Source organism: Providencia sp. JGM181, from assembly GCF_018257375.1.
GTDB classification, from domain to species: Bacteria; Pseudomonadota; Gammaproteobacteria; order Enterobacterales; family Enterobacteriaceae; genus Providencia; species Providencia lanzhouensis.
Genome location: NZ_JAERJY010000115.1, coordinates 1 through 11,874, shown reverse-complemented (window position 1 = coordinate 11,874; position 11,874 = coordinate 1). Strand labels below are relative to the sequence as shown.

The following is an 11,874-nucleotide window of genomic DNA, read 5'->3' as shown; positions in this document are numbered from 1 at the left end:
GAATATATATGGTTTTTATATTAAAAATTGCTGCGACAATAGCGATATTGGCGCAGCTTTATTCTTTTTCAAAATAGACCTTATTATTTTTTTGCAGATTCTTTTAGTAATAATGCTCGCTTTCGATCGATCCCCCAGCGATATCCCGATAATCCACCATCCGTTCTCACTACTCGGTGACATGGAATCGCCACCGCTAGCATGTTTGCACCACATGCATTCGCCACTGCTCTAAACGATTTTGGTGTGCCCATTTTTTCCGCAATTTCACGATAACTCACCGTTTTTCCAGCGGGAATCGTTCTTAAAATTTGCCATACTCGCTGCTGAAATGCGGTTCCTCGAATATCCAAAGGAAGGTCAAAACCTATTTCTGGGGCTTCAATAAACCCAATAACTTTAGAAACCACTTGATCGAATGCTTTATTTCCACCAATCAACTGAGCATGGGGAAATTTATCTTGTAAGTTATTTAGTAATTGCTCGGGATCATCTCCGAATAAAATTGCACAAATGCCTATCGGACTTTGTGCAACAAGTACATTGCCCAGCGAACAGACCGCCAGCGCAAAATAGATTTGGCTCCCTTCACCACCAGATTTCCATGCTGTCGGCGTCATCCCCAATCGCGAATTAGCGGTTTCATAAAAACGACTGTTCGAATGAAAACCCGCATCATAAATAGCGTCAGTGATCCGTTCATTTTCCTGTAATTGTGCTTGTACTTTTTGATGAAGATAAGCATCACGATAGGCTTTTGGTGTTAATCCCGTTTGCGATTTAAATAACCGATGAAAATGAAACGGGCTTATTCCGACATAATCAGCTAACTCAGCCAATGTATATTTCTGGGTGTTTTGCTCAATATACCGACAAGCAAGCTCAATTTTTTCTTGATAAAACTGAGCTTGCTGTGACATTTCGTGACGACGACGTTTTCCCGAATGAAATCCCTGGGCTATCGCTTGCTGTTCATTATCAAAAAACAGCACATTATCTCTCTTCGGTAATCGTCCCGCAGCGGATGGATGGTTATAAAGTTTCGATGTTTTCACACCATACACAAAATAACCATCTGCGGATTTATCTCGTAGTTTCAGTGCATTCCAGCGCTGCTCATCTGTGACCCATTGATTTTTTGTCGACATATATTTAACCCTTTACTGATTTCACCGTGATCAGTATCTCTGGTTATTATATGTCGAACACTCCAAACCTTGCTTTTTAATTCGCGCTACACATTACGCCCTGCGTTTGTGTTTCGCTATTTTTCCGGCGTACGATCAGCAAAATCACTATAAACCCGACTATTGCTAATAATGCGCCCATAAAACTCATCGTCGTGTAACTGTAACCATGGGATAAAATCGCCGCACCGACAGCCGCCCCAATGGCATTTCCCAAATTAAATGCACCAATATTCACCGAAGATGCTAGCGCTTGAGCACCAACAGCCGCATTCATCACTAATATTTGAATGGGTGGAACGAGTGCAAAGCTGACAATACTCCAGAATAATAAACCAATAGTAGCCCCAGCGATATTTGTCGCAATAAATGGGAATATCACCATGCTTATTGCCGATAATACAAATAAGGTTAATAAGGTTGGATATAAGTTTTTATCCGCAAAATAACCACCGAGATAATTACCAATACTAAAACCAACGCCAATGACCATTAACATCATTGTAATTGTCTGGTCTGCAGCCTGAATAAAATTCATCAACATTGGCGTTATAAACGTATACAAGGTAAACATTGCACTTGCTCCGAGTACCGTCGATAACATACCTAACATCACTAATGGGCGTCTTAAAATACGCAATTCATTTTTAACGTTAACCTGGCTACCTTGTAAACGCGCAGGAATAGCAAAAATTAAACTGGCGATCGTGAGCAATCCAATACCCGAAATTAAATAGAATGCCTCACGCCAGCCGATTAATTGCGTTATTTTAGTAACTAATGGAACGCCACCAATACCCGCGATGGTCAGCCCCATAAACATTGCCGCAATCGCACTCGCTTGTTTACCAGCGGGTACCACACTAGCCGCAACAATGGCACCTAAACCAAAAAATGCTCCGTGATTTAGGCTAGTAATCAACCTTGAAAGTGACAGCGTCACCAAGTTAGGCGCTAAACCTGATAATAAATTCCCCACCGTGAAAATCGCCATTAAAAAAACCAACGCAACCTTTGGGCGCTTGCTCACTAATAATAGCGTCATGATAGGTGCTCCAATCATCACCCCCAGCGCATAAATCACCACAATCGCACCGACAGAAGGAATGCTTTCATTAAGATTTTCAGCGATATAGGGAAGCATTCCCATCGGAGAAAATTCGGTAATACCAATGGCGAATGCTCCAACGGATAACGCGAGCAATGCTGTGTTTATTCTCATTTTTATGCCTTATAAACCAATCTCAATTGACCGGCGGCAATTCTTCCATATTGAAAGCGGTTGAAAAACCCATTATGGTGAGAATAACTTTTGCGGGAAATGCAATAATGAAAATTACATTAGAAGAGCTCCAAACATTTATCAGCGTAGTCGATTATGGCTCTATTACAGCGGCAGCCGATCAGCAATGTATGACGATATCCACCGTTAGTCGCGCATTATTGCGTTTAGAAGAGAAAGTCAAAACCACGCTACTTTACCGAACCACTCGCGCCATCAAACTCAGTGATGAAGGTGCCGCATTTTTGCAAAAAGCGCGAGAAATAGTCCGACTAGCACAAGAAGCCGAAGATTTGCTATCCGCTCGCCAATCGATTCCATCAGGTAAGCTACGCATTGATGCTTCAACCCCATTTTTAACCCATGTAATCGCTCCACTGATCCCTCTATTTTATGAACGATATCCCCAAGTTGAGTTAGAAATAAATAACTATGAAGGTGTGACAAACCTATTAGAGAAAAAAACGGATGTCGCGTTTAGAATTGGCATGTTAAAGGATTCTTCACTCAGTGCAACCCTATTGGGTTATACCCAAAAAAGGCTAGTTGCTAGCCCCGCGTACTTAGAAAAATATGGAATACCGGAAACGATAGAAGATCTCCATAAGCATTGTTTGCTTGGTTTCACAACGCCAGAGTCATTAAATTATTGGCCACTCGAAAACGCCGATGGCAGCTTACTCAAAATTACCCCCCATATCGCCTGCGCCAGTGGTGAAGTACTCCATCATTTAGCGCTGCAAGGAACGGGCATTCTCTCTTCTTCCGACTTTGTAAGCTTAGATGCTTTTGCCAATGGCGGACTCGTGAAGGTGCTCGAACAAAAAACCATAACAATGAAACAGCCGATTAATGCTGTCTATTATCGCAACCAAGCTGTTTCACCAAGGCTACGCTGCTTTATTGATTTTATTAAAAAGCATTCGACAAAAATCGACCCGAGTTAATTCTTATTCACTCTTTTTCTAAACTCACTTAATGTCGCACCAGTATGCCGCTTAAAATAGCGGCATAAATACGAGGTGTCTTCAAAATTTAACTCATCAGCAATACTCTGAATGGTGAACGTTCCTCTCTCTAACAGAGCTTTAATTTCTAAAACCACTTGCCTATCAATCAGTGCCTTAGGCGGATCGTTGAAGAAGTCCTTCACAATTTGCGATAAATAAAACGGTGTAATCGAAAGTTGATTCGCATAGAACTTAACCTCTCTTTGTTGTTTACAATGCTGGGTTATTAATGCCCAAAATTGCCAACATAATTGTGATTTACGGCTACGTTCATCTGAAAAATGGGACTGTGTATGATTGACCTGATTGGCAATTTCTAAAAATAGATTTTGTAAATGTTGGCGTAATTGTAATTTCCCATACTCCGCGCGTTCTTGTTGGTAATATAAAAATAGCTGATACCAATGTGAAAATAGTGTGGATTGTGCCGATGACATCGATAAACGTGGTTGAAAATTGAAATAGGCAAACAATGAATTAGGTAAAACAAATGCAATATCTGTGGCAAATGTCTTATCAATATGGATGTAATCTACAATAAAATTCCGAGAACGCTTCTGTAACATAACAAAAGTGTCATCATACAAAACAAAGAGTTCATTTTTGCGTAAGGCATAACGCTTAAAATTAATATTGAAAATCCCAGCCCCTTGCCTACAAATACATAGCGTCACATAGTCTGGAGACAATACTGTATTTTGCAATTCTTTCAGTGTCGTCGAGCCGATGCTGACTACCCCTTCCCATACAGATTGATGCTGCTCTTTCATGTTCAACACACTCACATTTCATTCATGCCATTAGCTTTACTAACTTATTCTACCTCGTTTTTTTAAAATGTCAGTTTTCATAAGTACCCAAAATGCCGAGGTTAAACTATTAAAAAAAGCAAATAAATACCTAAAATAGATGGCGTACTATCAATGCAATGAAGAGAAAATAACATGATTTTATATACACAAAGGCTAATTTTACGCCCTTGGCATATTACTGACGCGGCAGACCTTTATCATTATGCAAAAGATGAACGTATCGGCCCTATTGCAGGCTGGCCACCTCACCAGAGCGTCGAAGAAAGTGCAAAAATTATTCAATCCATTTTTATGCGCGATGGTGTATTCGCTGTTGCACTAAAAGAAGATAACAAAGCCATTGGCTTGATTGGTTTATCTATCGGAAAAGAGAGTAATTTTCCAATTGGGGATAACGATGCGGAAGTGAGTTATTGGATAGGTGTACCATTTTGGGGAAAAGGGTTTATTCCTGAAGCTATCAGAGAAATCATGCGACATGGATTTAAAAACCTCAAATTGGATAATCTATGGTGCGGTTATTTCCAAGGCAATCAACAATCTAAAATTGCTCAAGAAAAATGCGGTTTCCAATATTACGCAACATTAGCCCCACAATTTATTGAGCTTATTGGCGAGACAAAGACTGAAGAAATTAGCCGTATCACTTATCAGCAGTGGCAATCACAAGCTTAATAACCCTTACTACGCTATCTCAAAAAGATAGCGTACCCTTCAATACCATAATCTTGCAGTTTATCTGACTTTCAGCATGGATTTTGTAACAATCTACTGCAACATAATGAAAATATCCGACAGCCTACTTCTATCAATGCTATGATTTCCTGATATTTATAAACTACACGTCATACAATAAAAATATCCAAGGTAAACACATGCACGACTATGGTATTTGGACAATTATCACGCCAATTGTCACTATCCTTTTAGCTATTCTCACTCGCCAGGTGATGCTTTCATTAATGCTCGGCATTTTAGTCGGTTTTACCGTCATTAATGACCACAATGTATTACTCGGTATTCGCGGAACTGTGGATGGCATCATCGATACATTTTCTTCCGCCGGCAACACTCGCACCATCGTCTTTATGGTCATGATTGGTGGGATCATGCGCCTAGTCGTCGTCACAGGCGGTGTCCGGGCATTAGTTCAGTTACTGACAAATAAAACAAAATTAATTAAGAATAGAACGGCAACACAATTACTCGCCATTGTCATCACTGCCTTAATTTTTATTGAGAGTTCCATTAACCAATTAGTTGCGGGAGCATCCACTAAAAATTTAGCCAGACAATATGGCGTTGCCCCAGAAAAGATGTCCTATCTTATTCAAACTGCCTGCGTTTCTGTCTGTTCATCCGCCATTATAAATGGTTGGGGTGCGGTGATTATGGGACTCATTGGTGTACAAATTTCCCAAGGTCTTATTTCGGGTGAACCCTTCGATATTTTAATTAAATCTATCGGCTACAACTTAATGGCATGGCTATCATTGGCCACCATTTTATTCTATGTGTTCACCAATATTTCATGGGGACCAATGAAAAAAGCCGAAATGAAGTATCAAGAAAATTTCATGGCAGGAAAATTAGCCGAATCTTCACGTAAAAATGAAGAGGAAGAGATTATTGAACATCCAAATGCCCATTCAGCCTTGAACTTTTTCATCCCAATTCTTTCGACTGTTTTAATGGTTCCTGTGGCCTTATATATCACTGGTGATGGGGATTTCAGTAAAGGGAGCGGCTCAACGTCCGTTTATTGGGGCGTTATGTTCGGTACCGCAATTTCTTTTTGTTGGTTTATCGGAAGAAGGCTATTAAATATTGATAGCTTCTTTAAAGAGCTATTTATTGGCTATGCTAGCATGTTAAAAATCAGCTCCATCATGATTTTAGCTTTCCTGATGGGAAATGTATCTTCTGAACTGAATACGGGTGCTTATATTGCTGAAGTCACTCAAGGCATTATGGCGCCTGGATTCTCTATCGGCTTTATCTTTATTATTAGCGCCATTATGTCTCTGGCTACAGGTACCTCATGGGGAACCTTTGCCATTATGATTCCGATTGGTGTCCAATTAGGATTATCTGTCGGTATGCCAATTGAATATATGATTGGCGCAGCCATTTCAGGATCTATTTTCGGCGACATGACCTCACCTATTTCTGCGGATGCCATTGTTGCCTCTATGGCTACTGATTGTGATCATATTGAACATATTCGTACTCAAATGCCTTATGCATTAGTAACAGCAAGCTTCGTACTTGCCATTTATCTCTATTTAGGTTTTACCAATTAATACAGGGGAATTTAGATGTCTCTTCAACAAAAATTAACTCAATTCGCAAAAGTTGACTTGCTTAAAGCATCGACCCCATTGAATCGACTCGATAATTTATCGCGTTTATATGGTCGAGAAATCTACATTAAACGCGATGATATGACGCCGTTAGCAATGGGCGGAAATAAGCTACGCAAACTTGAATTTTTAATGGCGGATGCCTTAGCCCAAAATGCAAAGATTATCGTGACAGCGGGCGCGATTCAATCAAATCATGTTCGTCAAACTGCTGCGGTAGCGGCAATGTACGGACTAAAATGTGTCGCTTTATTAGAAAATCCTATTCAAAGTGAAGACAGCAATTTCCTGCATAATGGCAATAAACTCCTCACCGATTTATTTGGTACTCAATGCGTCATGTGTGACGAATTAACCGATCCACAAGCACAAATGGCAGAGTTAATTAAATCGTTAGACTTGCAAGATGCTTATATCGTCCCTGTCGGCGGTTCCAACGGTCTGGGCGCATTAGGTTATGTTCAATGTGCGATTGAAATTGCTCAACAAAAACCGACCAATATTGAATTTGATAAAGTGATTGTGGCTTCTGGCAGTGCCGGAACTCACGCTGGCTTAGCGATTGGCTTACAAGAATTACTCCCTACTTCACAACTCATTGGTGTCACCGTTTCTCGTAAACAGCAAGATCAGGCACCAAAAGTTGAAAAACTGCAAAATGAATTAGCAGAATTACTGCAAATTAAAAAAACACCAGACATTACACTTTGGGATGATTTCTTCGCACCAATGTATGGTATGCCAAACCGCGGTGGTTTAGATGCAATAGCGCTATTAGCTCAAAAAGAAGGGATCCTTCTTGACCCAGTTTATACAGGAAAAGCCATGGCGGGTTTGATTGATTATTTAGACAATTCTTCTGAAAGAACGCCTGTATTATTTGTCCATACTGGCGGTGCTCAAGCCCTTTTCGCCTATTCAGAAATTAACAAAACCATTAAATAATAAATATCGCTCTATGGAGTCAGTTATTTCCATAGAGCGCCTATTTTATACTCTCGATTTATTCGTTACCCATAACCCGAAGATAACCACTATCCCACCCAATAATGCAGAGAATGTAATTTCCTCATTTAAAAACAGCGTTCCTATTATTACCGCCGTCAACGGATTAAGTGCAATGAATGACCCGGCTCCCGCGGCACCTAACTGATCAACACCTTGGTAATACCAAATATAAGCCAGTGCTGAGCCTAATACTCCAAGGTATAACAGACTCATAACATCGATATTTGTTAAGTGTGTAATTGCGCTAAGCGTTAATTGCCCCATGATACTTGACGTGATAACCAATAATGCAGTTCCTAATAGCACGGCATAAGCGACCGTATGTATAGCGCCAATTTCACGGATGACATTTTTACCTACAACGGTATAAATCCCCCAACTCACGACACAACCTAATATGGCAAGATCACCTTGGTTTGTTAAAAACCCACTCACATCTGACGTCTTTGCTGATAACAATATTGTTGCCCCTAATACACAACAACCAATACCCACACCTTTAATTTTCGTGATTTTTTCTCGCCATAATAAATAGGAAATTAAGGCAATCATCGCAGGATTAATTGCTACTAACAGTGCCGCTCGAGATGCAGGAATAAGCTGTAGCCCATAGAAAAAAAAGACTTGGTAGATAAATACACCGCTACATCCCAACAAGAGAATTTGAAAAAACTGACGCGAATTCACTTTTACCCAACCAATACGAGTGCAGCTCAGTAAAATAAGCAATGCAACACTCGCAAAAATAAAGCGAAGCGTCGCTGAAAATAATGGTGATATATCGGTTTGTAACACCCTACCAGCAATGAATGTTCCTCCCCATAATATCGAGACACAGATCATTTTTAGAACAACAATATTGACTGACTTTTGTCGAACCTGCCTTTTTGTTATTTTTAATTCCATTGCGATGTTTCCCCATCCAGATCAGATATTGTGCACTTTATTGACTCAATCATTCGATACAGATAAGGTATTTGTTATCCAAGATCATAATCAAATGAGTATTTACTCATGACACTAAGTCAACTGGAAATATTTACCCGTGTTGCTGAGCTAAAAAGTTTTACCTTGGCAGCAATGTCTTTGAATATTTCCCAATCAGCGGTTTCACATGCCATTAAATCCCTTGAAAAAGATTTCAATGTCAGTCTATTTACTCGGGAACAAAACCAAGTCACTCTGACCGAAATTGGTAACACACTGCTAAATCGCGCCCAACATATACTGAGCCTTCAAGAAGCAATGCGGCAAGAAGCGCTAGCGTCTAATGGATTAAAGAAAGGTGTTTTACGGATAGGATCTTTCGGCCCCGGATCTTCAACGGGTATTTTGCCTCCATTATTAAAGACCTTTCGTCAGCAATACCCAAGTATTGAAATTATTGTTGATGAGGGAGACGACGAGAGCGTGGCTCAATGGTTGCAAGAAAAGCGCATAGATATTGGTGTTGTGGTCCTGCCAGACGAACGCTTTGATACTTTTCCCATAAAACACGACCAATATGTGGCAATTTTGCCGCTAAACCACCCTTTGACTCAGTACGACGGAGTTACACTAAAACAATTGTGTGAGTACCCCTTCAACTTAACTCAAGCCGGTTCAGGTAAAATTGTGATGGGACTATTTTCTGCACAAAAGCTGACACCTAAAATTCAATTTAGAACCCGCCAGCTTCTTAGTACGTTTTCATTAGTTGCACGAAATGAAGCCGTATCGATTGTGGCTCAACTCGCCATCCCTGAAAATATTAACAACATCGTCGTGAAGCCATTAATTCCCCGCGTGACTCGGGATATTGCCTTTGCTGTTAATAATTACAGTGATGCGTCTCCGGCCACAAAAGCATTTATTAAACTAGTAAAAAGCCGTTATCGTGATTAAGCGTTTTCCGTTGTTAATCGGTAATGAATAACATACAAGCAATTTTCTGTTGGGTATATTTCACGAATTAAAGCTTTCAACGTTTCTAATGTCATCGCTTCTTGGGTCGCGTGATACTCTGAAATATCATCGTAGTTTAGTGGCTCAACAGATAGTATTTCAATGTTGGTATAGTACTCGCCAGTTTCTAACGCGTGGACTTTGACAACCGAGCCAGCTACATAATGACTCTCACTTTCATCACGAATGGTGATCACTTTTTCACCGGAAACAACCAGTGGTAATAAACGCTCAAAGAACGTGATGGTTTCGGGGATATTATTCACAGATATTCCTTAATCTTCTCTTAATTCAACAAATGCTATCCCATGTACCATAGTGACAGCAATCTCAATTTCCTCAATAGACTAGGAACGTTCAGTTAATTTATTAGGACACCATGAAATGATTCACAACGAAGCGTGTTTTTACTCATTAGAAGATATTTTTTGGTCTGCAATTTGCCTAAAGACGCATCATGTAGAACCAAATACGTTTGCCTATTTTACTGAGCTAAAAACTCCCGCTTTTAATTATATTTATTTGCATTCAGGAGCAACTATTGCTGGTTTTGAAGCGGCAAATACATTGTTTCAACAACAGTCAAAACCCTATATTTTAGTTGTTCACACCGATGAATTACTCAAGTTCTCAAATTGTATACAACAGCATGATCTTATTGATGATGGTGAATCAACAGCGATGGTGTTTGAACTTACGGAAAATGAATTCGAAACGGAAAATCAGTTACCAGATGGCTATCATGTAAAGCTTAGTAATCATAATCTCTCAGACTGGTCAAAACCGCTTATTACTGCGTTTCCTGTAGTCAATGAACTCGATTGCGATAATGATGAATCCATCATTGATGAATATATTCGCTATCATCAGCGCGCGTTGGACAAGCAAACCAATATCATGCATTTTGTCTTATTTAATCAGCAGGTCCCTGTATCATCACTGACACTCACGTTACACAATGATATTGCACGCTTAGATGATATTGGTACAGATATTGAATTCCAGAGACAAGGGCTTGCCACGGCATTGATTAAACATGCTTTACAGATTTGTCGTCAACATAGAATCAAGCAGTGTTATTTGGAAGCGTCTAGCGATGGTTTATCGGTTTATCAAAAACTAGGTTTTAAACCAATTTTTAAATATCACAGTTATATTTCAGAATAATATCCCAAAATGCCCAACTAAAAATTCTTTAGTTGGGCATCTATCCAACCTATTTTTTGATATTTAATTTTGTATACCAATCCTGAATATCGGCGATAACGACTGCGGTCTGATTATTGTCCTGACTGTCTTTAAAATAGTGATCTAATGTGGAATAAGTTTTATAGGTAATATTGGGGTTATTAATCTCATTCATCATTTTCTGTGAACCTTCCACATCCACATTAATATCGGTGAGCGTTTGGATCACTAAATGGGGTTTACAAACACCTTGAAGTAGTTTTTTATTATCTATCGTTAAGGCTTCATACCACCAATTTTGCCCATGATTGCTGGGAAATTGGTCATCGTCTAAATGATCATTCAAAACTGCATCTGCAAACTGGTTAAATCCTTCTATTGCACCTTGCGCTTCTTCAGCGGGTAAACTTTTATTAATGCTGTAAATCACATCATTAATAAAAAATTGTCCGCCACCATTTAGCGAAATAGCCGCATCAATAAAATTAACTTTAGATGCAATAATATTCGTGACTATCGCACCTTCACTACCCCCCAATAAAACAATATGCTGATACTGATTTTTTAACTGGTTCAGCACAGCAATATAGTTATCCACTCTCTCAAAATAAGAGTCATTTCTCATATATTCTACAGGGCAGTTCTCTTCTAAGTTATTTGGATCATCCAGTCCTACATCAGGTGTTAAGCCTGTTTTTTCTACTAAAAGCACATCACTATTAGGTAATACTCCCCTAAAATTCTTAATCATGTTTTGGTTATTCACGACACTTTTGCAGTCGGAACCTTGGATTAATACTAATAATTCTTTAGAGGGATTAGAGTCACTTTTAAGCAGGTAATAATGGATTTCTTTATCATCGTGTTTCAGTATTTGCCTATCAAAAGAATTTTCAGCTGATTCTGAAAACACTGAATAGCCGACTAAACTCAAGGCAATTAATATAAATTTTTGCATTACTTTAACGTAACCTCAGTCATCTTTTATTTTTCAAAAACAATACATTGAAGAATATAACGTTTACAACTCTATTTATCTTATTTACGTCACGCTATTTAGCATATTTATGAAGGTTACGG

The 11,874-nt window shown here is 39.3% G+C and carries 12 protein-coding genes; 6 read left to right on the top strand and 6 right to left on the bottom strand.

The window, feature by feature from the left end; genetic code table 11:
• Positions 1 to 83 precede the first annotated feature (83 nt).
• Both ada and JK188_RS13520 read right to left on the bottom strand, forming a co-directional pair.
• A complete protein-coding gene (gene ada, locus JK188_RS13525) occupies positions 84 to 1,148 on the bottom strand; it encodes a bifunctional DNA-binding transcriptional regulator/O6-methylguanine-DNA methyltransferase Ada (protein ID WP_211885584.1) in 1,065 nt (354 codons plus the stop codon).
• A 76-nt stretch (positions 1,149 to 1,224) separates the two neighbouring features.
• Entirely contained in the window at positions 1,225 to 2,409 is a 1,185-nt protein-coding gene (locus JK188_RS13520; RefSeq protein WP_211885583.1) for an MFS transporter, read from the bottom strand.
• Positions 2,410 to 2,516: 107 nt separating this feature from the next.
• Here JK188_RS13520 and JK188_RS13515 point away from each other — a divergent pair, with 107 nt between their 5' ends.
• A complete protein-coding gene (locus JK188_RS13515; RefSeq protein WP_211885582.1) occupies positions 2,517 to 3,416 on the top strand; it encodes a LysR family transcriptional regulator in 900 nt (299 codons plus the stop codon).
• On the opposite strand, the gene JK188_RS13510 is transcribed toward JK188_RS13515, so the two are convergent.
• A complete protein-coding gene (locus JK188_RS13510) occupies positions 3,413 to 4,249 on the bottom strand; it encodes an AraC family transcriptional regulator (protein WP_249215394.1) in 837 nt (278 codons plus the stop codon). The genes JK188_RS13515 and JK188_RS13510 overlap by 4 nt on opposite strands.
• 174 nt (positions 4,250 to 4,423) lie before the next feature.
• Here JK188_RS13510 and JK188_RS13505 point away from each other — a divergent pair, with 174 nt between their 5' ends.
• The 3 genes from JK188_RS13505 to JK188_RS13495 all read left to right on the top strand — a co-directional run bounded on the left by JK188_RS13505 (position 4,424) and on the right by JK188_RS13495 (position 7,599).
• The gene (locus JK188_RS13505; protein WP_211885571.1) at positions 4,424 to 4,966 is read left to right on the top strand and encodes a GNAT family N-acetyltransferase; all 543 of its coding nucleotides are present in this window, start codon (positions 4,424 to 4,426) and stop codon (positions 4,964 to 4,966) included.
• A gap of 200 nt (positions 4,967 to 5,166) precedes the next feature.
• Complete coding sequence (locus tag JK188_RS13500; protein WP_211885569.1) at positions 5,167 to 6,594, top strand: Na+/H+ antiporter NhaC family protein; 1,428 nt, start codon at positions 5,167 to 5,169, stop codon at positions 6,592 to 6,594.
• A 15-nt stretch (positions 6,595 to 6,609) separates the two neighbouring features.
• Entirely contained in the window at positions 6,610 to 7,599 is a 990-nt protein-coding gene (locus tag JK188_RS13495; protein WP_211885567.1) for a D-cysteine desulfhydrase, read from the top strand.
• Between the two features lie 45 nt (positions 7,600 to 7,644).
• Here JK188_RS13495 and JK188_RS13490 read toward each other — a convergent pair whose 3' ends face one another.
• Complete coding sequence (locus JK188_RS13490; RefSeq protein WP_211885565.1) at positions 7,645 to 8,568, bottom strand: DMT family transporter; 924 nt, start codon at positions 8,566 to 8,568, stop codon at positions 7,645 to 7,647.
• A gap of 108 nt (positions 8,569 to 8,676) precedes the next feature.
• On the opposite strand from JK188_RS13490, the gene JK188_RS13485 reads away from it, so the two are divergent.
• Positions 8,677 to 9,546, top strand: coding sequence for a LysR family transcriptional regulator (locus JK188_RS13485; RefSeq protein ID WP_211885563.1), 870 nt, complete (start codon positions 8,677 to 8,679; stop codon positions 9,544 to 9,546).
• Here JK188_RS13485 and yqfB read toward each other — a convergent pair.
• Complete coding sequence (yqfB, locus tag JK188_RS13480) at positions 9,543 to 9,872, bottom strand: N(4)-acetylcytidine aminohydrolase (protein ID WP_211885561.1); 330 nt, start codon at positions 9,870 to 9,872, stop codon at positions 9,543 to 9,545. The two genes, JK188_RS13485 and yqfB, sit on opposite strands and share 4 nt — an antisense overlap.
• Positions 9,873 to 9,990: 118 nt before the next feature.
• Here yqfB and JK188_RS13475 point away from each other — a divergent pair, with 118 nt between their 5' ends.
• Complete coding sequence (locus JK188_RS13475) at positions 9,991 to 10,773, top strand: GNAT family N-acetyltransferase (protein WP_211885555.1); 783 nt, start codon at positions 9,991 to 9,993, stop codon at positions 10,771 to 10,773.
• Between the two features lie 49 nt (positions 10,774 to 10,822).
• Here JK188_RS13475 and JK188_RS13470 read toward each other — a convergent pair whose 3' ends face one another.
• Positions 10,823 to 11,752, bottom strand: a complete 930-nt coding sequence (locus JK188_RS13470) for an acyl-CoA thioester hydrolase/BAAT C-terminal domain-containing protein (RefSeq protein WP_211885554.1) — start codon at positions 11,750 to 11,752, stop codon at positions 10,823 to 10,825.
• Between the last annotated feature and the right edge of the window lie 122 nt (positions 11,753 to 11,874).

What these genes read in the sequence shown, in the direction of transcription:
- ada (WP_211885584.1), bottom strand. Translation starts at nt 1,148, where the DNA reads ATGTCGACAAAAAATCAATGGGTCACAGATGAGCAGCGCTGGAATGCA.
- JK188_RS13520 (WP_211885583.1), bottom strand. Translation starts at nt 2,409, where the DNA reads ATGAGAATAAACACAGCATTGCTCGCGTTATCCGTTGGAGCATTCGCC.
- JK188_RS13515 (WP_211885582.1), top strand. Translation starts at nt 2,517, where the DNA reads ATGAAAATTACATTAGAAGAGCTCCAAACATTTATCAGCGTAGTCGAT.
- JK188_RS13510 (WP_249215394.1), bottom strand. Translation starts at nt 4,249, where the DNA reads ATGAAAGAGCAGCATCAATCTGTATGGGAAGGGGTAGTCAGCATCGGC.
- JK188_RS13505 (WP_211885571.1), top strand. Translation starts at nt 4,424, where the DNA reads ATGATTTTATATACACAAAGGCTAATTTTACGCCCTTGGCATATTACT.
- JK188_RS13500 (WP_211885569.1), top strand. Translation starts at nt 5,167, where the DNA reads ATGCACGACTATGGTATTTGGACAATTATCACGCCAATTGTCACTATC.
- JK188_RS13495 (WP_211885567.1), top strand. Translation starts at nt 6,610, where the DNA reads ATGTCTCTTCAACAAAAATTAACTCAATTCGCAAAAGTTGACTTGCTT.
- JK188_RS13490 (WP_211885565.1), bottom strand. Translation starts at nt 8,568, where the DNA reads ATGGAATTAAAAATAACAAAAAGGCAGGTTCGACAAAAGTCAGTCAAT.
- JK188_RS13485 (WP_211885563.1), top strand. Translation starts at nt 8,677, where the DNA reads ATGACACTAAGTCAACTGGAAATATTTACCCGTGTTGCTGAGCTAAAA.
- JK188_RS13475 (WP_211885555.1), top strand. Translation starts at nt 9,991, where the DNA reads ATGATTCACAACGAAGCGTGTTTTTACTCATTAGAAGATATTTTTTGG.
- JK188_RS13470 (WP_211885554.1), bottom strand. Translation starts at nt 11,752, where the DNA reads ATGCAAAAATTTATATTAATTGCCTTGAGTTTAGTCGGCTATTCAGTG.